Consider the following 19,961-nt stretch of genomic DNA (forward strand, 5'->3'; position numbering starts at 1 on the left):
GATTACTTTAAAGCTTTTATATGGTTATAAATCAGTAAGTGATTTTTTGTAATAATCTGTTCGCCTTCGTCAATATTGTTTTCAAAATAGACCGTGTTACCATTTTGGATATTGGGTGTCACCTTTCGGACTTCGATATCGCAATCAGATTTATATAGAACAAGAAAATGTTGGTTATCATCAAAAATCAATGCATTTACAGGAGCCGCGTTGGCCATGAGACCTTCCTCCTTCTCAACGGTCACATCCACCAGCATTCCTGGCATGAGTTTGCCTTCTTTATTATCCATCACGATACGTGCTTTTAAAACACGTTCATCGGAATCAAACACTTGTGATATTGTATTAATTTCTCCAAAAAACAGCTCATTGGAATAAGGCACGGCCGTTATTTCAACCGGCATGCCCTGCTTTACATACGGAATATTGCCAGCGTAAATATTGGCCATGATCCAAACTTCGTCTAAATCGGATATTGTAAAAAGCGGTTCACCTTCTGCCGATACCTGCATGCCGGCGGCTACATTTTTACTGATAATGGTCCCCGATGACGAAGCTCTAACCTGAAACACACCACGCTCCGTACTCGCACTATATAAATTAAGTTGCGCGTTGGTATTTTGCAATTCTGCTTTCAACACATCCAAATTGCTTTGTGCCTCTATCAAATCTCTCTGGGAGGCTATCTTATCACGATGCATTTCCTGAACCGATTCCAATTCACGTTGAGCGACAAGGATTTGAGATTGGAGACTCGATTTCTGGGCTGTGAGCTGACTTAATTCGCCGCTCATCATCTCTAAAAGTAACTGTCCTTTTCTGACCTCATCACCGGAAGAAAAATAGGTTTTAGTAACGACGCCACTAACCAAGCTTACAAAGTGAACCATTTTGTCTGGGTTGGTCTCCACTTTGGCATTTAGCAAAATAGATTCTGTAATGGCTTTTTTTTCTATGGGTACTTTGATAATATCATCTTTCATAAAATCGTTCAAACAAAAAGAAGCGCTCTCTTTTTGGATGAGATGTTCATTTTTATTTTTAGCACAACTACTGGTGAGTAAGAGCACTAAAGCAAAAAGGGTAAGACGATATAAATTATTATGATACATGCTTTGATAGGTTAAATAAGTGATGATTAAATTTCTGTTCCGACGGTATATTGGAGCCTTTCCAATTGCAGATGGATTTCTTTCTTTGCCTCGAGGATAATTCTCTTATTTTCCAAATAGGCTTCCTGAAAATCCAAATATTGCAATAGGCTGATGTTTCTATTCACAAAATTCTTTGTGTAACTCTCAAAGATCTCATCTAAATCTGTTTCAAAATCAGGATCTATGCTCTCATAAAATGTTAAGGCGGCTCTGAAATCCTTATAGTTCTGATCAAATTCGGCGCGTGCCCTTAACCGAAGGTCATTGGATAGGTAAGTGGTGTTTTCAATACCCATTTGTGCATGCGCGATTGCGCCTTGATTTCTGTTAAAAACAGGTAAGTCTATAGATAGACCAAATCCGAAGAAACTTGGCCATACACCTCCTCCACGATCGTAAGAGGCATTCAAATTGATATCAGGTATGGCTTGCGATTTTTCATAGGTCAGCAAACTCTTAAAGTATTCATTTTCCAGTTCCGCCAATTTGACATCGGGTCTATACCTCAAGAAATCTTGCTCAAGGTTCAACATATCAAGATTTTGAAGATTTTGCAGATTGGGCGTAAAATCTTCTTCAAGCACAAATAAACTCGCAGGTCCAGTAATGCTCAAAAGAACCTTTAGTTCTTTTTCGGCATCGTTTTTGGCCTTGGAAAGTTCATTGATTTCTTTTGAAACTTCCAATTGCAGCGTTTGGAGTCGCATGTACTCGCCCTTGCTAATATGATCATTTTCCAGCTGTCTTTTATAAGCATTTAGAAGATTTCGGATCAAATCGCGTTGTTCTAAAAAAACGCGATTGTACAATTGCAAATACTGTAATTCTGTGAGCGTATTTCTAAACTCATATTTTAGATTTCGGAGCAGTTCTTCAAATTCCTGTTCAGCTACTTTAACGCCAACCTTTTCAACATCCATTTGTTTTTTCCGTTTCCTGGCGGTAACAATTTGTTGCTCCAATTGAACTGCAAACTGAGTGTTTTGGGCCACATTCCCAAAAACCTGTGGCAGTGGTTCATCTAAATAAGACAGTTGTTTATCAGTGGCCCAAAGATTAACTTCTTCAATGCTCAAGTTTGGATTAGGCCAAAGTTTGGCCTGTAGCACCATGGCCTCCGCCTGATTTATTTTGTAAGTCTCGGCAAGAAGCAGTAGGTTTTGCTTCAAGAAAAGTTCTTCATAGTGTTGCCTGCTAAGTTTTAGGGTGTCTGTTTGTCGTACCTGTGATAACAGAGTGGAGCTAAATCCTATGAATAGTAAGAAGGTAATCTTCGAGAAGATTCGTCCATTACCTTGTACATTTTCACCATTTGTTTTAATGCCTTTCAATTCCATGGTGGCAAAAGACTTCAAATCAAGCTTAAAAAGACCTTAAAATGGATAAAGTTTAACTTAAGATTTGTCTAATTGACTCTTAATAGGAAATATTACAGTGAAGGTATTTAAATTTTTATGGTCCGTGTGATAAGAAATAAACCCTTGGTGCTGTGAAATAATATTATAAATGAAAACAAGTCCCAATCCAAAGCCCGATTTACCTTTACTATTTTCTCCTCTGAAAAAGTGTTGAAAAAGAAATTTCTGTTCCTCCTTAGTGATAACAGGGCCTTCATTTATAAAATCCAATTGAAGTTGTTTTTTATCAGTAATGATATGAATGCTACCTTCCTTATTAGAACTGTAATGGATGGAATTCAACATCAGGTTCATAAAAGCCGCTTTTAACAATCGCGCAGAACCTTGAATCGTCAATAGGCTCTCGTTGTCTGTAGGGCCAATATAATCGACTGAGAATTCAAAATCCGGATATAATATGGACAGTTCGTCCATTGTATCAAAAATCAACTCATCCACCCGAATGTTGGTTTTTGGAATGCTATGTCCACCATCGGTTTTTGAAAGTTCCAACAAGAGATTTATAATTTCACTAAGATTTTTGGTGTCCTCTTTCTGACGATTGATCAGTGATTTCAATACGTCCAAGTCCGTTTCATTTAGCATGCGCTCAAAATTGGAAACCAGAACAGCAATAGGGGTTTTTAACTCATGTGAAATGTGGTTGATGGCGTGTTTCTGAAAAGAAACGGCTTCCTTCATCCGTTTCATCAACTTGTTGAACTGCTCGGCCAAAACCACTATTTCATTTTCCGAACGCTCCACTTCTATTGGAATATAAAGCGTATCAAAATTATAATTGGTAATCTTTTTAGTGATATCAACTATTGGCTCTGATATAATTCGTGAGAGATAATACGCAATTAAAATAACGACCAGTGTGATTCCTAAAAACGTAAATATTAAAACATAGCGCAAAAAATCCAATTTTGAATACCCCGATTCATCAAAAGCTTTGTTGATGCCGTAGTAGGTATTGTTATTGTATTTTATATAGACACCTACCACGTCGTATAAATCGTCTTTGGTTTCCAACCAAGGATTAACGATGGTCAACACCTTAAGAATACTGTCGATATCTTTCTGAGGAATCTGTAAATCATCAATACTGGAATAAATCAAGGTTTTGGAATGGTCAAAAATCAAGAGTTTCTCGTCGTAAAATTCATTGATACTGATCCGATCCATAGCTTGAATAATGGATTCATCGGCTTGTTTAATTTCAGTTAAAAACCTTATGGTCGAGATAATTTTCTGTTTCTGTTTTTGCTGAAATTCCTCTTCACGATATTCATAAAAAAGAGTATAAATAAAAAATAAGGTGATGCCCAACAAACTGACAATGGTTGTTGAAAAATACAATAGGATCTTTCTTCTAATACTCATCAGTCTTCAAAATAATAGCCGTATCCTATTTTGGTTTTGATGGATTCTTTATCAAAGGGACGATCAATTTTCTTTCTTAAAAAATTAATATAGACTTCAATCGTATTGGTGTTAGCGTCAAAAGATCTCCCCCAAATTTCTTCGATTAGCCGCTGTTTAGAAACAATTTCACCTTTCGACTCTATAAGTTTCAGTAAAATTTGATACTCTCTTGGCGTGAGTGGAATTTCAATTTCCTGTCTACTTACTTTTTTTAATTTGGTATTCACCTGTAGATCACCAGCTATAATAATTTCGTTTTCTTGAAGATCAACTGGAATATTTTGACTGCGTTTTATAAGGGAATTGATCTTTAAAATCAGTTCGCGCATATAAAAAGGCTTGGTTATATAATCGTCTGCCCCCATTTCGTAACCATGGACTTTATCTTCCAGTTCAGAAAATGCCGAAATCATTAGAATAGGAGTGGCGATATTATGTGTCCGAAAATCCTTCGCCAAATCGAAACCGTTCTTTCCGGGCAAATTAATATCTAACAAGATGCAGTCGAATTGTGATTTACTAAGAATTCGTTCCGCCAACAAGCCGTCATAAACAGTTTCCACCTGCATGTTCTCAGCCACAAGAGCTTCTTTTATATTCCTGTTCAGTTCCGGATCATCTTCAATAATTAGTATTTTTTTCACCTGACCGATTATTTTTCAATAATCAAAATTAAGGAATATAAAATTAAATTTGCAATGATTTGGTGAAGTCCAAGGGTCACAGGCATCGAGGGTACAGCGCTCATAGTTTTGTAGCAATCGTAAAAGCTTTAAGTGTCTATGGATTTTCATTGCGTAAAATCAGTTTTATAATGAATTTTGACGATAATAATAAGTTCATCAAAAGGAACAAACGCTGTGCTTATTTAAGAAAAAAATTAGACTTACATTTACATTCAAAATTCTAAAAAACTCTCATACAAGTGATGTTTTTAGAAAACTCTATGGATATAAAGATTCGTTTATGCAACTTACCAAACCTCATTTTCTCGACTTAATAAAGAATAAAAAATGGCGTGAGTTAAAGCGCTCCTTAAAGGACATGGATGCTTTAGACTTGTCATTGATGGTTGAAAACTTTTCAAAGAATGATAAGATCATCTTGTTCCGATTATTATCCAGAGATCAAGCTAAGCAAGTATTTAAAATGCTTCCGCAATCTGATCAAGAGGAAATCATTGATGGGCTATCTGAGAATTCTCAAAAACTGACACGATTGCTCAATGATATTGAGCCGGATGATCGAACTGCATTTTTTGAAGATTTACCTCGAGACATCGCACAGAGCCTCATTGAAATGCTGTCTCCCGAAGAGCGCAAAATTACCGTTCAACTTTTAAGCTATCCAAAAGACAGTATTGGCCGATTGATGACTCCTGAATTTGTAGCCATTAAAGAGGATATTACCGTTGCCAAAGCTTTTGAGCACATCAGAAAATTTGGCCAAGATTCTGAAACTTTAAACGTTATTTATATTATTGACCAAGACTGGAAGCTAATTGATGATTTATCTATTAAAGATTTAATACTGGCCCATCCTGAACAACTTGTAAAGGAGCTTACTGATCATCGTTTCGTTTTCTTAAACGCACTAGATGATCAAGAAATGGCTATTCAGGTGTTTAAGGATTATGATCGGGAAGCTTTACCTGTCCTGAGCAATGAAGGCGTGCTTTTAGGTATCGTTACGTTTGATGACATCTTGGACGTTATTGAAGAAGAAGGCACAGAAGACTTCCATAAATTTGGATCGGTTCAAAATGCAAGCAAGAACCCACTTAAGGAACGCATCTTTTCACTTTACAAGAACAGGATTGTTTGGCTCGTTCTTTTAGTATTTATGAACGTTTTTTCTGGTGCTGCGTTAGCGAGTTTTGAAGATGTCATTCAACAAGTTGTTGCTCTGGTATTCTTTCTGCCCTTATTAATTGATAGTGGCGGTAACGCTGGATCACAATCGGCCACATTGATGATTCGTTATTTGGCCTTAGGTGAGATCCAATTGTCAGATTGGTATAAATTAATTGGGCGGGAGCTATTGGTGTCTTTCTTATTGGGATTGACCATGGCGGCAAGTGTCGCGGCCGTTGCGAGTTTTAGGGCACCAGAAGTGATTCTTGTGGTCTGTATGGCAATGGTCCTAAACGTGATGCTTGGAAGTCTCATTGGAATGTTATTGCCTTTTATATTTACTAAGCTAAACATAGATCCGGCTACGGCAAGTGCACCATTGGTGACGTCTTTGGCTGATATTTGTGGAGTACTGATTTATTTTTCTCTTGCCGCACGCTATTTTGGCTTTTGACAAATTGCCATCAAAAAACCAAATCTTTATTAGAAATATATTCAAATAAAGATTTGGTTTAATTTTAAAGAGCAATTAATAATTTATTTTAGGATGTCACTACATCTCCATAAAGATCAAAATCTTCAGCTTCAGTAATTGTAACAGTAGCGAACTCTCCTGTTTTTAAATAATTTTTGGTGGCATCAATCAGCACTTCGTTGTCTACGTCTGGCGAGTCAAATTCAGTACGTCCAATAAAGTAATTACCCTCTTTACGATCAATGACCACTTTAAACTCCTGCCCTATTTTGGCTTGGTTCAACTCCCAAGAAATTTGGGATTGGATTTCCATAATCTGGTTGGCACGATCTTGCTTGACTTCTTGTGGCACATCGTCCTCCAAATTATAGGCATGTGTATTCTCTTCATGACTATAGGTAAAACAGCCCAAACGTTCAAAACGCATGTCGGTAACCCATTGTTTCAATTCCTGGAAATTTTCTTCTGTTTCTCCTGGATAACCTACAATTAAGGTGGTTCTAATCGCCATTTCTGGAACTGCACTTCTAAATTCCTTAAGCAGTTTTGTCGTTTTTTCCTTAGTGGTTCCGCGACGCATGCTTTTAAGAATATTATTGGAAATATGTTGCAACGGAATATCAAGGTAGTTACAAATCTTTGGCTCGCGTTTCATTACGTCTAATACATCCATCGGGAATCCCGTTGGAAACGCATAATGCAAACGGATCCACTCCACACCCTCTACTTTTACAAGCGCTTCAAGTAATTCTGCAAGGTTTCGTTTTTTATATAAATCGAGTCCGTAATAGGTTAAATCTTGGGCAATCAAAATTAATTCCTTTACTCCTTTGGCTGCCAATTTTTCAGCTTCAACAATAATCTCTTCAATTGGTGTGGAGCGATGTTTGCCACGCATAATTGGAATAGCACAAAAACTACAAGGTCTGTCGCAGCCTTCGGCAATTTTTAAATAAGCATAATTTTTTGGAGTTGTCGTTAAACGTTCACCAATGAGTTCATGCTTGTAATCGGCACCCAACACTTTTAATAACCCCGGTAATTCCGTAGTTCCAAAATACTGGTCCACATTCGGAATTTCCTTTTGTAAATCTGGTTTATAACGCTCACTCAAGCATCCGGTTACGAAAACCTTATCCACTTCACCATCTTCCTTTTTTTGCATAAATTCGAGAATGGTATTGATGCTTTCTTCTTTCGCATTATTGATAAAACCACAGGTATTGATCACTACAATATTGCCCTCCTCTTCATGCACCACATCTTTACCGCTCGCCTTTAGTTGTCCCATAAGGACTTCACTGTCATAAACATTCTTGCTACAACCTAAGGTCACAACGTTTATGCGGTTCTTTTTAAGCGACTTCGTTCTCATATTCAAAAAAATTAAGTGTGCAAAGATACATAATGAAAACGATTTACGAATTACGATTTGCGATTGATAATTGTAATATGGACTTAACATGATCTATGGAACCTTGAATCCTGGATTTGGAATTTTTTTCTCCCGCAGATGCGCCCATCCGGTCGGGCAGGTAGCGAAGATTTTCGCAGAAGGCAAGATGATGATGATGATGATGATGATGATGATTTGACTGCTTGAAAACAATTAGCAACATTACAACTTCTCCTCCTTTTTAAGGAGGAGTTGCTTCTGCTTCAGTAAAGAAGCAGAAGACGAGGTGGTTTTCAACTTGCACAAATTCAATGCTTATACCTGTTCTGCTTTACTACCTGATTGTCGAATGAGAACAAACCCTTCCGACTTCATTCCGTATCCCCGGGATGAAGCCACCTTCCCTTTGAAAGGGAAGGAATTAATTGGGTTATGTTTGATTGAAAATAGCGCAATAAATTTTGCTTCATCGGCTGAACTCTGAAGGCTGAAGGCTGAAGTCTGAAGTCTGAACTTAAAATTCTTCAATCATTAATCAAACTTCATTACCAACCCATCTGCCGTCATCAAATAAATTAAACTTTTTAATCTTTTGGATGTCTAACTATCAAAATCCCTTCGTATGAAAACTATCTGGTTATCCGTTATTGCGTTATGCATTCTGGGTTTTAGTTGCTCTACTGATCCTTCTGAAATCCAAGAGCCACAAGAAGACAATATTTATTTTCCCTCAATAAATTCAGACGAATGGGAAACTATTTCTCCGACTGATTTGAAATGGGATCAAACTAAACTTCAGCCACTTTTAGATTATCTCGAATTAAAAAACACCAAAAGCTTTATCATCTTGTACAATGGAAAGATTGCCGTTGAAGCGTATTTCAATGAACATTCCTCTACATCCCCATGGTATTGGGCCAGTGCGGGAAAAACTCTCACCTCTACTGTTGTTGGAATTGCTGAAGATGATGGTTTATTGAATATCAATAACAAGGTGTCGGACTATTTAGGAACGGGTTGGACCACCGCACCATTGGAAAAAGAAAACTTGATAACCTGTAAAAACCTATTGTCCATGGATTCTGGTCTTGATGATAGTATGGGAGATAATGTTTCACCAGAAAATTTGCGATACATTGCAGATGCTGGAACACGATGGGCCTATCACAATGTGTATGTAAAACTGCAAGATGTCGTCGCAGAAGCCAGTGATCAAAGTTGGAACACCTATTTCAACAGCTCTTTAAAAAACAAAATCGGAATGTCTGGAACTTGGCTTCCTCTTGATGATTTGAGCGTGTATTGGAGCAACACCAGAAGTATGGCACGATTTGGGTTAATGAAATATGCCAAAGGTAAATGGGAAAACACCCAAATTGTTTCAGAGAACTATATAAATGATGCCACCAATACATCTCAGAACATCAACGAATCCTATGGTTATTTGTGGTGGCTCAACGGTAAATCAAGCTATCATTTACCTCAAACCCAACTGAAATTTAATGGAAGCCTCATCCCCAATGCTCCAGCCGATATGTTTGCTGCCTTGGGTAAAAACGATCAAAAAATCTACATCGTGCCCAGCAAAAAACTAGTAGTTATCAGAATGGGAGAAGCTGCAGATGCGGCTAATTTTGGACTATCAGATTTTGATAATACTTTGTGGTCCAAAATTAATGCTCTCACAAATTAATTATAATTTTCAGGGGCAACACGTCGCTTTGAAGCTTGTTCATAAGTATAGGCCCAAGACAAAAGGGAGGCTTCAGTCAAAGGCTTCCCTATAAACGTCAAACCTTTTGGTGCACCATTGTCGGTATACCCCATTGGTACCGTGATGGCTGGGTATTCAGCTACAGCTGCAAAACCAGCGTGATAATTATTTATGGATAAAATTCCGTCTAAATCATCTCTTTCTAATGGCGTATCAAAAAAGAATTTACCATTGGTTTTGAGGGTAGTTTTAATCTCCGAAAATTCTTTGTCTGTAGCTGAATCGGCAACAATTCCTGCAAACAGACTCTGACCATAAGGCATCGTCGACATGGAATCCTTCTGGTTGAAGGCCATGACATCTTGTACGGACTTTACTGTCAAGTTAGAATCTCCTGAAGTTTTGATATAGTTTGGAAGATCATTTTTCATATCCAAATTGAGAAGTCTCAAAAAATCTGGTAATTCCACTTTTTCTGGTTCAATTTCAATGATAATGGCACCTTGGGTTTTTAAATCTTCAATAGCACGCACATAAAGAGAGTCTTCCAACAAGGTTGTGAAAGCTCCCAAACGCTTGCCTCTCAGCTTGTTTTCCTTAAAGTTATTCTCGTAGTAGGATGTGCCTTCTAAATCTCTCTTGACAGATTTTGGATCCGTATCATCAAAACCAACCAAGGCATCCAATAGTATGGCAGTATCCGTGACATTCTTGGCCATAGGTCCTGGAGTGTCCAATGTTGATGAAATAGGCACAATGCCGCGCCTGCTCAATAACCCGACAGTCGGTTTTAGTCCCACCCCCGAATTTTGACTGGCAGGTGATAAGATTGAACCAGAAGTTTCAGTTCCAACAGCAGCAACACAAAAATTCGCGGCCACCGCCACCCCACTACCTGAACTCGATCCACCAGTATCCATGATCTTTCGACCGTACGGATTTAAGGTTTGGCCGCCAATGGCACTATAACCACTTGGGCAATCGCCACAGAAGAAATAGGCCCATTCGCTTAAGTTAGCCTTTCCTAAGATCAGTGCGCCTTGCTCTTTCAAACGTTCTACAATAAATGCATCCTTGGCGTTATTGTTTTGAAATGCCACAGCTCCAGAAGTTGTTGGCATTCCTTCGGTATTGATATTATCTTTTAAAAGGATTGGCATTCCGAAAATGGGATGTTTTTGCATTTTATTCTTAACATCGACATCCTTTTGTTGAGCTTCAGAAATAACATACGGATTCAAAGAAATTACTGAGTTTAGGGACAGATCATTTTCGCGATCAAAGGCTCTGATACGATAGAGATAGAATTTGGTTAAATCTTCATAAGACAATTTCCCATCTTGAATATGTTGCTGTAAGGTTGGAATATCCTGTTCTAAAATCAATGGCTTTAGAGCATTGTATTTATCTATGGTGAAATCTGATAAGTCTTTGTTGAAAGGTTCCCACAATTTTGAATTATCAATGTACTTCGAATCCAGCACCTTGAATTCAGTAAATTCCTTTGTAGAAATGGCACTGATATCTGTGGACGACTTTTCAGCTCCTTCTTCGCTCTTTTCAGTGTTTTTACAAGAGCAAACAATCATCAATGTTATACAGAACAAAATTGGTTTCATACTTCGAATTTTCATTAAAAATACTCAAAAGGAATTGATTATTCAAAACGGATATGAATATAAGAGGAGATTATGGAGCTCATAATCGAGAAATTTGTTGGCGAAAAATACCAACAACGTCTGAAGGTCCAAAAGATGAATTTGGGTATACAAGACAAAGATTCCTGCCTTCGCAGGAATTGACTATTTGAAAAAGGAATCTACAAATTCAAATTTATTGAAGACTTGCAAATCGTCTATACCCTCGCCAACTCCAATATATTTTACTGGAATCTTAAACTGATCAGAAATTCCGATGACCACGCCACCCTTAGCGGTGCCGTCCAACTTTGTAACAGCCAATGAAGTCACCTCTGTGGCTGCCGTAAATTGTTTGGCTTGCTCAAAAGCATTTTGACCTGTAGAACCATCCAATACCAAAAGTACCTCGTGAGGTGCATCAGCAATTACTTTTTGCATGACCCGTTTGATTTTGGTCAACTCGTTCATCAAATTGACTTTGTTGTGCAGACGTCCAGCTGTGTCTATAATAACAACATCGGCATTTTGGTTTACGCCACTTTTCAAGGTATCAAAAGCGACAGATGCTGGATCACTGCCAAAATTTTGGCGTACCATAGGGACATCCACACGATCTGCCCATATTTGCAACTGATCGATGGCAGCCGCTCTAAAAGTGTCTGCAGCGCCAAGAACTACGTTTAGACCTTGTTTTTTGAATTGTGATGCCAATTTACCAATAGTCGTTGTTTTCCCAACGCCATTGACACCCACAACCATAATAACATAAGGTTTTTTGTCGGCTGGAACGGTAAATTCTGTTGCGTTACCACTATCTACTTCAGATAGCAGACCAGCTATTTCTTCACGTAAAATTTGATTGAGCTCAGAAGTTCCTAAATATTTATCCTTAGCAACGCGCTCTTCAATACGATCAATGATTTTTAAAGTGGTGTTTACACCTACATCACTTGATACTAATATTTCTTCCAGATCATCAAGGACATAATCATCAACTTTTGATTTTCCTGCAACCGCCTTATTGAGCTTGGTGAAGAAAGAGGTTTTAGATTTCTCCAAACCTTTATCTAAGGTTTCCTTTTTTTCTGAAGTGAATATTTTTTTAAAAAAGCTCATTTGTTTTGAGGTGTTTATTGTTAAGCCGTTTTTATAGTTCGAAAGACGGATTTATGTTAGAGATTACAAATCGCCAACCATTTTTGGATTATCGAATTCATGAATGCTTTGCTTTTGCCGCGGTAGCCATTTTATTTTGATAGCTGAGCTTGTCGAAGTCATCAAAATTAAAAGTTATAGCGGAAAACCGGTCTATTAAATCCGTAAGGTTTTTTTGGAGACCTCGTGGGTTTAAAAGGTAGCGCCCAAACTCTTATAACAAATATTAGTCCCTAAAGCTCAAACTGCTAATTTGTCATATTTAACTCAAATATAGACATAAAAAAACTGCTTTCAAATGAAAGCAGTTTTTATAAAATACACTGAATATATTTATTTTTTATTTAAAAAATCGTCAACAAACTCAGGTGCCATTACCGATTCGACAAATTGGTAAGCCCCTGTTTTTGGAGATTTAACCATTTTTATTGCTTTGGTTAATCTCTTAGATCCTTTTTGTAACGATGCTACTGATTTCTTTGCCATTGTAAAACTTATTTTTACAATTCCCATGAAATATGGGAATCTAGATTTATTTTATCTCTTTGTGAACTGTCATACGCTTAAGGATAGGATTAAATTTCTTAATCTCCATTCTGTCTGGCGTATTCTTTTTGTTTTTCGTGGTGATGTAACGAGACGTTCCTGGCTGACCAGACTCTTTGTGCTCAGTACACTCTAATATGACTTGTATTCTATTTCCCTTTTTTGCCATTATCTTAACTTTTTAGCTTGTGGCTATTATTTTAAAAACCCTTTAGATTTTGCCTCTTTAATTGCAGCAGAAATTCCAATTTTATTGATGGTTTTCAACGCAGAAGTAGAAACTTTTAAAGTTACCCATTTATCTTCCTCAGGAATATAAAAACGTTTTTTGATCAAATTCGCATCAAATTTACGTTTTGTTTTATTCATAGCGTGAGATACGTTGTTTCCAACCATCGCTTTTTTTCCAGTAAGTTCACAAACTCTTGACATTCTTTCTAACTTTAATAATGTTATTTAAAACAGTTTGCAAATTTAGTAAAACTTTACAATACCAACAAACTTAAATTGTTACTTTTTTGAAATTTCTTTCTGCAGCATTTCAAAGGCTTTGTTTGTGGCTCTATTTATGACTTTGTGGCGATGATCTCCAAATGTAAATCGTTCAGAAAACACCTTATCCTTGGTAGCGATGGCTATATGAACGGTACCAATCTCAGCATCTGCATCACCTTTGGTAGGTCCAGCATTTCCGGTGGTAGCGATAGCATAGTCTGAATCAAATAAGGTTAAGACTGATTTAGCCATGGCCTCAACAACCTCTTTGCTTACTACAGAAAACTCAGAAATCAATTCAGGATCAATCTTTAAAACATCCACCTTGGATTGAGTGGCGTAACTGACCACACTTCCTTTAAAATACTGAGAGGCTCCCGCAATAGCCGTAAAGGATTCTGCAATTTTGCCTCCAGTACAACTTTCAGCTGTGGCTACTGTTTTTCCTAAAGCCATTAACTGTTGGCCAATAACAGCTTCAATAGATTCATCACGTTCAAAACCAATAAAAACATCTTTAATTTGCGGCAACAGCAATTCAATTTGATGTTTAATTTCAATCTGAATCAGATGCTTGTCCATGGATTTTCCAGAAAGGCGCAATCGAACTCTTCCCAAACTTGGCAAATAGGCCAACTTGATATAAGGTGGCAAATGGCTTTCCCAGGCTTCAATTCGCTCTGCCAAAGCACTTTCGCCAAGACCATAAGTCAGTAAGGTTTCGTGTTGGATATAAGGAAACTTAAATCGTTTTATGAGCTTAGGTATAACCGCATCCTCAATAAGTCCCCGCATTTCATAAGGCACACCAGGCAACGATATAAATATCTTTCCGTTCTTTTCAAGCCACATTCCCGGAGCACTCCCGTGCAGGTTCATCAGCACCTGTGCTTTCGAAGGTACAAGAGCTTGATCTAAACTAAGTTGGGGAGGTGTTTTATTGGTAAAATCTCCCCAAATTCGTTTGATATTGTCGGTAACTTCATCATTTCTGATAAGTGTGTCATTAAAGTATTCGGCAATGGTTTTTTTGGTGATATCGTCTTTGGTTGGTCCCAATCCGCCAGTGATAATGATGATATTGGCATTCTCTTCAGCTTCCTTAAACGACTTTATGATGTGCTCTTTATCATCTTGAACAGAAGTAATCTGATACACGGATACACCAATCTTATTAAGTTGTTTGGCTATAAATGCAGAATTGGTATCGACAATCTGACCAATTAGGATCTCGTCTCCAATAGTAATAATTTCAGCTAACATCAGAGATTGAAATCCTTTTTAATTTCTGCAGCTGTTTTTTCTATCGCCTTCAAAACGGTCTTCAATTCCTTCGAAATATCCTCGTTTTTCTTTTCTAATTTACCCCAATCCTGAACGGTGATCAAATCTTCCAAGACCCCAAGTTCAAAAAGATCAATAGTCGGCTTCATCTTATGAGCGGCCTGATAGGTAGTATAATAATCTGCTTCTGCAACGGCTTTTTTAAGTCGCGCGGCATCTTCCGGAACCTCTTCCAAAAAAGCGGCGGCAATTGCCATGACAAAATCCTCATCACCATCGGCCAGTTCACGTACGCGATAAAGTTTATAGTTTTCTTCCATTTACTTGATTGTTAATTTAAACATTTCGTTATTTTCAATCAATCCCCTAAGTTCATCATTTGCTTTTACCTTAGCAACTCCTGATGGTGTTCCCGTAAAGATAATGTCTCCAATCTTTAAAGTGAAATATTTTGACACATATTCTATAAGTTCATCAATTTTCCATAACATATGGCTCGTATTACCTTGTTGGACAAGGGTTCCGTTTTTTTCTAAAGAAAAATCAATGTCATTCACCGACTCAAAATCAGACTTAGGCAACCATTTCCCAACGACTGCGGCACCGTCAAACGCTTTGGCTTTTTCCCATGGCAAGCCCTTCTCTTTCAAGCTTTGCTGCAAGTCACGCGCTGTAAAATCAATTCCAAGACCAATCTCATCATAGTATTTATGTGCGAACTTTTTATCGATATACTTACCAACCTTAGATATTTTAACTAAAATTTCTACTTCGTGATGGACATCATTGGAAAAATCAGGAATGTAAAACGGTTGTTTTTTCAACAGGACAGAGGTATCGGGCTTTAGAAACACTACCGGTTCTGCTGGTCTTTCATTAGCCAGTTCTTTGATATGCTCTACGTAATTACGACCTATACAGATGATTTTCATGAGTATTTACTATTTATCCTTAATTGTTGTGTTGTCACAAATACACAAATATATCTCTATGCTTATGTATCAAAGTGACGGCAAAATTAACAAAAATAGAATGATTTTGTTTAATGTGATCCTGGGATTGTTTCACGTAGGCTCACGACATTTCAATTAGCGCTACTATGCCTAGCCAAAAGATAAACTTTAATGATAGCAAAGAGCTCCCATGCCTTTATACAGTTTAACAAACGAGGGAAGTTTAGGTCAATTTATTATTGAAAGCCCTCAATTTAATGGCCGTCAGCACTTTTTTGGTGTACAGTGGAAAATCAGCATTGAGCAGCCATCCAAAATATCCTGGCTCTTCATTTAATACGTCTTCCACTCTTTTGGCCTTATGTTTCCCAAATGAAAAGCACTCTTCGTTATATTTATTGTACACAATGAATCCTGCGAAATCAGCAAATCTCTTACGTGAACTGAATTCGGCTAAAAATTTAGTATCATTTTGCAGTTCGTCATATTTGGCCAATTGTGCTTTTAGCACTTCATAAGTAGCTTCTGCATCGGCAGCTGCACTATGTGCATCGTCTAGGTTTTTATCGCAATAAAACTTATAAGCTGCAGCCAAGGTGCGCTGTTCCATTTTATGGAAAATGGTTTGCACATCAACTGCCACGCGTCCTTTCATATCAAAATCAATCCCTGCCCGCAACATTTCTTCTGCCAACAACGGAATATCAAATCTGTTGGAGTTAAATCCTGCCAAATCTGAGTCCTTAACCATAGAGTTGATTTCGTTGGCCAATTCTTTAAAGGTCGGTTTATCGGCCACATCGGCGTCAGAAATCCCATGGATCGCGGTAACCTCAGCTGGAATTGGCATTCCTGGGTTTATTAACCATGTCTTACGATCTTCCTTTCCATCAGGAAAAACTTTCAATACTGCAATTTCCACAATGCGGTCTGAGGTGATATTAATACCCGTTGTTTCAAGATCAAAGAAGCAAATAGGTTTGGTAAGATTGAGAGTCATTTATTTTGTATTTTGTTGTTTATCACTTCATCATTTCGACCGGATTCAAGGTGAAAAGTTCAGTATAAATGTTTGATGCTGATATTTAATTAATTATCGTAAAAATAGAAAAACCTAACTATTATAAGGTTAGGTTTAAGATTTGTTTAGGTTTTACTTTTTTACAGGCCTGACAGTCTTTTATACGCCCGTCAGGCCTGCCTTAAAAATTAGATCTCGCGATTCATATCCCAGCCTTCCAAATAATCTTTGACTGCTTTTACAAATTGTCCACCCAAAGCGCCATTGACAACGCGATGGTCGTAAGAATGCGACAGGAACATCCTGTAACGAATTCCTATAAAATCGCCATCAGGAGATTCTACAACCGCTGGAACTTTTCTAATTGCACCAAGTGCTAAAATTCCAACTTGTGGCTGATTGATGATTGGTGTGCCCATGATGCTTCCAAAAGTCCCCACATTAGTGACGGTGTATGTCCCGCCTTGAATATCATCAGGTTTCAATTGGTTCAAACGGGCTCTATTTGCTAGATCGTTGACACGTTTGGTCATTCCTATCAAGTTCAACTGATCGGCATCCTTAATTACAGGTACAATAAGATTCCCATCAGGAAGCGCTGCTGCCATCCCTATGTTGATATGTTTCTTTTTTATGATTTTATCATCCTGCAATGAAATATTCATCATTGGGAAATCGCGGAGTGCTTTCGCTACAGCCTCCATGAAAATTGGTGTAAAGGTCAAATTTTCGCCTTCGCGTTTTGCAAAATCATTCTTGACTTTGTTACGCCAGTTCCAGATATTGGTCACATCGGCCTCAATAAAACTTTGTACGTGAGCTGATGTTTTTACCGACTCTACCATGTGATGTGCAATCAGTTTGCCCATTCTGGTCAGTTCAATAATCTCATCTCCATTACTCGCTACTACAGGAGCTTTTTTCGATTTTTCAGGAGTTTTCTCCTGAGTTGGTTGGGCCGGCGCAGGCTCTTGCTTAGCAGGCTCCGTTGCTATATTTTCTTTTACAGGTTCTGGAGTAGGCGACTGTGGGGTAGACGCTTGTGGCGCAGAGGTTTGTGGTGTAGACACTGGAGCTGACTTCTTCGATTCAAGATATTCCAAGATGTCATTTTTAGTGACCCTCCCATCCTTACCGGTACCAGAAATACTGTCCAATTCAGATTGTGAGATACCTTCTTGTCGGGCAATATTTTTTACCAACGGCGAATAAAAACGATCTTCGCTGGAAGCTACAGGAGCAGCTACAGCAATTTTTGCATCTTCAACAGTTTGTGCCACATGAGCTACTTCTGGAGTTTCATCCACAGGGGCCGAAGTAACACTTTCCGCAGGTGAAATAGGTGCTTGGACAGCATTTGCATCGGTTTCAATAATGGCAATAACTTGCCCTACTTTCACAACATCATCTACATTATAAAGGATTTCTGTCAAAATGCCATCCACCTCACTAGGCACTTCACTATCTACCTTATCAGTTGCAATTTCCAATACTGCTTCATCAGCTTCAATAGTATCACCAACATTTTTCAACCAAGAGGTGATAGTTGCTTCTGCTACGCTTTCACCCATTTTCGGGAGTTTCAGTTCAAATTTTGCCATATTATTATTCAGATGCTAAAATTTTTATTTGCTCTTGCAAAATTAGTTAAAATTGCCATACTTCATTACATATTCCTTTATAATTTCGGAATTCAAGGCTTGTATATTCATTGGGATTTTACAACTTAAGTACTTCCCCACGATGTTCCGAACTATCGCTACCTATAATGAACTGACTGTTTTTCGGTAAAACTCTAAACGTCAATTCCTTGCTTTTCTTTGAATCCATCATAAATTCAATAATCGACCTGTAATCCATCGAATTGCCATCAAGTACAACTTGTGTTTGCGCTGCAACCTGGTCGGTACTATGAACAGTTTTTGCAAGGAAAGGAAGTTTTATATCAAAATCTAAGTTCTTGGTCATCACAACATGGGAGGTCGCCTTTGTCGTAAATTGTTTTGGTTTTTTCGAGAAAAATCTTGAAAAGAAGATTCCTAACCAAACCAGGACGTCCACAACAGGATTGAACCTATAGTGTTTATTGTAAAAAATACGCATCGCTCCGTAAAAACGTTTGGCATAGGTTTTGTCTTTTAAAGTACTTTCTCCCTTAAAATGAAGGATGGCAGTTTCACCGTAATAGATATTTTGATACCCTGCCTTCAGCACTTTATAAGAAAGATCAACATCTTCGCCATACATGAAGTAGTCTTCATCAAATCCTTTGACTGCATCGTAAACCTCTTTTTTAAGAAACATGAATGCCCCTACAAGAATGTCCACCTTGCCAGTATCAGCTGGCGATAAATGATTTGCATAATAGGCCTTTGAAAACCCTAAAATTTTCTTGACCGAAACCATTGGGGTGGGAATATTCCTTTTGCTTTCAGGCAGAAATTGACCCCGCCCATCAATAAGTTGACAGCCAATGGCCCCCAACTCAGAAAGACCCTCAGCATACGCCAACACCCTTTTAAAAGTGTCTTCAGCAACCACCGTATCAGGGTTCAGGATGCATAGATACTTGCCTTTTGCTTTGGCCACACCGATATTATTTCCCTTAGAAAAACCAAAGTTCTCTGTGTTCTCGATTAAGACCACTTTCGGAAAAAGCTGTGCAACCATCCGGCAGCTATCGTCTGATGAATGATTATCCACAACAATAATCTCAGCATCCAAACCTGCTATGGCAGATTCGACACTTTTAAGACACAACTCCAAGAAGTAGCGTACATTATAGTTTAGTATGACAACAGATAACAGCAAAAACCATTAAGATTTTAATGAAGATTCGAAAGGGATTCTATTTAAAATACTACGTCCAAGTGTGACCTCATCGGTATATTCCAATTCGTTGCCCACTGAAATACCTCTTGCAATTGTGGAGGTAATAATTTCACAATCTTGAATTTGCTTAAAGATATAAAAATTGGTCGTATCGCCTTCCATGGTAGAGCTTAATGCGAAAATCAACTCTTTTACATTTCCTTTTTTTACTTTTTCAACAAGTGAAGTGATATTGAGGTCATTCGGGCCAATCCCATCCATTGGAGAAATTTTTCCACCCAAAACATGATACAAGCCTTTAAACGAACTTGTGTTTTCAATAGCCATGACATCTCTAATATCTTCAACCACACAGATGATTTCCTCGGTTCTACGTGGATTGGAACAAATCTCACAAAGTTGGGTATCACTGATATTATGGCAGCTTGAGCAAAACTTGATGTCATTTCTCATATGCGCCAATGCCGAAGTCAGCAACATGGTTTGGTCTTTTGGCTGTCTGAGTAAATGCAACACCAATCGCAATGCGGTTCGTTTTCCGATTCCGGGTAGCTGAGACATTTCATTGACCGCTTTTTCGAGTAGTTTTGAAGAAAATTCCATGGGTGCAAATTTACG

At 38.0% G+C, this 19,961-nt stretch carries 19 protein-coding genes; 2 read left to right on the top strand and 17 right to left on the bottom strand.

What is annotated here, in order from left to right; genetic code table 11:
• Positions 1-2: 2 nt before the first annotated feature.
• Genes G6N06_RS03730 through G6N06_RS03745 form a run of 4 tightly spaced genes read right to left on the bottom strand, consistent with a single transcriptional unit; the run spans position 3 to position 4,623 of the window.
• Entirely contained in the window at positions 3-1,112 is a 1,110-nt protein-coding gene (locus tag G6N06_RS03730; protein ID WP_163514711.1) for an efflux RND transporter periplasmic adaptor subunit, read from the bottom strand.
• A 26-nt stretch (positions 1,113-1,138) separates the two neighbouring features.
• Complete coding sequence (locus tag G6N06_RS03735; RefSeq protein WP_163514712.1) at positions 1,139-2,509, bottom strand: TolC family protein; 1,371 nt, start codon at positions 2,507-2,509, stop codon at positions 1,139-1,141.
• A gap of 39 nt (positions 2,510-2,548) precedes the next feature.
• Positions 2,549-3,937 (bottom strand): HAMP domain-containing sensor histidine kinase, encoded by a 1,389-nt coding sequence (locus tag G6N06_RS03740; RefSeq protein ID WP_163514713.1) that lies wholly within the window; start codon positions 3,935-3,937, stop codon positions 2,549-2,551.
• Positions 3,937-4,623, bottom strand: a complete 687-nt coding sequence (locus G6N06_RS03745; RefSeq protein WP_163514714.1) for a response regulator transcription factor — start codon at positions 4,621-4,623, stop codon at positions 3,937-3,939. The genes G6N06_RS03740 and G6N06_RS03745 overlap by 1 nt, the downstream gene beginning before the upstream one ends.
• A gap of 322 nt (positions 4,624-4,945) precedes the next feature.
• On the opposite strand from G6N06_RS03745, the gene mgtE reads away from it, so the two are divergent.
• Positions 4,946-6,286 (top strand): magnesium transporter, encoded by a 1,341-nt coding sequence (gene mgtE, locus G6N06_RS03750; RefSeq protein WP_163514715.1) that lies wholly within the window; start codon positions 4,946-4,948, stop codon positions 6,284-6,286.
• 88 nt (positions 6,287-6,374) lie between these two features.
• Here mgtE and rimO read toward each other — a convergent pair whose 3' ends face one another.
• A complete protein-coding gene (gene rimO, locus G6N06_RS03755; RefSeq protein ID WP_163514716.1) occupies positions 6,375-7,682 on the bottom strand; it encodes a 30S ribosomal protein S12 methylthiotransferase RimO in 1,308 nt (435 codons plus the stop codon).
• 643 nt (positions 7,683-8,325) lie between these two features.
• On the opposite strand from rimO, the gene G6N06_RS03760 reads away from it, so the two are divergent.
• Complete coding sequence (locus G6N06_RS03760; protein WP_163514717.1) at positions 8,326-9,396, top strand: serine hydrolase domain-containing protein; 1,071 nt, start codon at positions 8,326-8,328, stop codon at positions 9,394-9,396.
• Here the strand turns inward: G6N06_RS03760 and G6N06_RS03765 are convergent.
• From G6N06_RS03765 to recR, 12 genes are all read right to left on the bottom strand, one after another.
• On the bottom strand, positions 9,393-11,036 hold the full coding sequence (locus G6N06_RS03765; RefSeq protein WP_163514718.1) for an amidase family protein: 1,644 nt from the start codon (positions 11,034-11,036) through the stop codon (positions 9,393-9,395). The two genes, G6N06_RS03760 and G6N06_RS03765, sit on opposite strands and share 4 nt — an antisense overlap.
• A gap of 183 nt (positions 11,037-11,219) precedes the next feature.
• Positions 11,220-12,173, bottom strand: a complete 954-nt coding sequence (gene ftsY, locus G6N06_RS03770; RefSeq protein WP_163514719.1) for a signal recognition particle-docking protein FtsY — start codon at positions 12,171-12,173, stop codon at positions 11,220-11,222.
• Positions 12,174-12,545: 372 nt separating this feature from the next.
• Positions 12,546-12,698 carry a DUF4295 domain-containing protein gene (locus tag G6N06_RS03775; RefSeq protein ID WP_163514720.1) on the bottom strand — a complete coding sequence of 51 codons (153 nt, stop codon included), beginning with the start codon at positions 12,696-12,698 and terminating at the stop codon, positions 12,546-12,548.
• Between the two features lie 46 nt (positions 12,699-12,744).
• Positions 12,745-12,927, bottom strand: a complete 183-nt coding sequence (gene rpmG, locus G6N06_RS03780; protein WP_007648529.1) for a 50S ribosomal protein L33 — start codon at positions 12,925-12,927, stop codon at positions 12,745-12,747.
• A 26-nt stretch (positions 12,928-12,953) separates the two neighbouring features.
• Positions 12,954-13,190 carry a 50S ribosomal protein L28 gene (rpmB, locus tag G6N06_RS03785; RefSeq protein WP_053977453.1) on the bottom strand — a complete coding sequence of 79 codons (237 nt, stop codon included), beginning with the start codon at positions 13,188-13,190 and terminating at the stop codon, positions 12,954-12,956.
• A gap of 78 nt (positions 13,191-13,268) precedes the next feature.
• Entirely contained in the window at positions 13,269-14,516 is a 1,248-nt protein-coding gene (locus G6N06_RS03790) for a CinA family nicotinamide mononucleotide deamidase-related protein (protein WP_163514721.1), read from the bottom strand.
• Positions 14,516-14,857, bottom strand: coding sequence for an Hpt domain-containing protein (locus tag G6N06_RS03795; protein ID WP_163514722.1), 342 nt, complete (start codon positions 14,855-14,857; stop codon positions 14,516-14,518). The genes G6N06_RS03790 and G6N06_RS03795 overlap by 1 nt, the downstream gene beginning before the upstream one ends.
• Entirely contained in the window at positions 14,858-15,469 is a 612-nt protein-coding gene (locus tag G6N06_RS03800) for a fumarylacetoacetate hydrolase family protein (protein WP_163514723.1), read from the bottom strand.
• Between the two features lie 244 nt (positions 15,470-15,713).
• Positions 15,714-16,490 (bottom strand): 3'-5' exonuclease, encoded by a 777-nt coding sequence (locus tag G6N06_RS03805; RefSeq protein ID WP_163514724.1) that lies wholly within the window; start codon positions 16,488-16,490, stop codon positions 15,714-15,716.
• Between the two features lie 209 nt (positions 16,491-16,699).
• Complete coding sequence (locus G6N06_RS03810) at positions 16,700-18,112, bottom strand: dihydrolipoamide acetyltransferase family protein (protein ID WP_163514725.1); 1,413 nt, start codon at positions 18,110-18,112, stop codon at positions 16,700-16,702.
• Between the two features lie 118 nt (positions 18,113-18,230).
• Complete coding sequence (locus G6N06_RS03815) at positions 18,231-19,322, bottom strand: glycosyltransferase family 2 protein (RefSeq protein WP_163514726.1); 1,092 nt, start codon at positions 19,320-19,322, stop codon at positions 18,231-18,233.
• A 6-nt stretch (positions 19,323-19,328) separates the two neighbouring features.
• Positions 19,329-19,946, bottom strand: coding sequence for a recombination mediator RecR (recR, locus tag G6N06_RS03820; protein WP_163514727.1), 618 nt, complete (start codon positions 19,944-19,946; stop codon positions 19,329-19,331).
• Between the last annotated feature and the right edge of the window lie 15 nt (positions 19,947-19,961).

The organism is Gelidibacter japonicus, from assembly GCF_010725055.1.
Lineage (GTDB): Bacteria > Bacteroidota > Bacteroidia > Flavobacteriales > Flavobacteriaceae > Gelidibacter > Gelidibacter japonicus.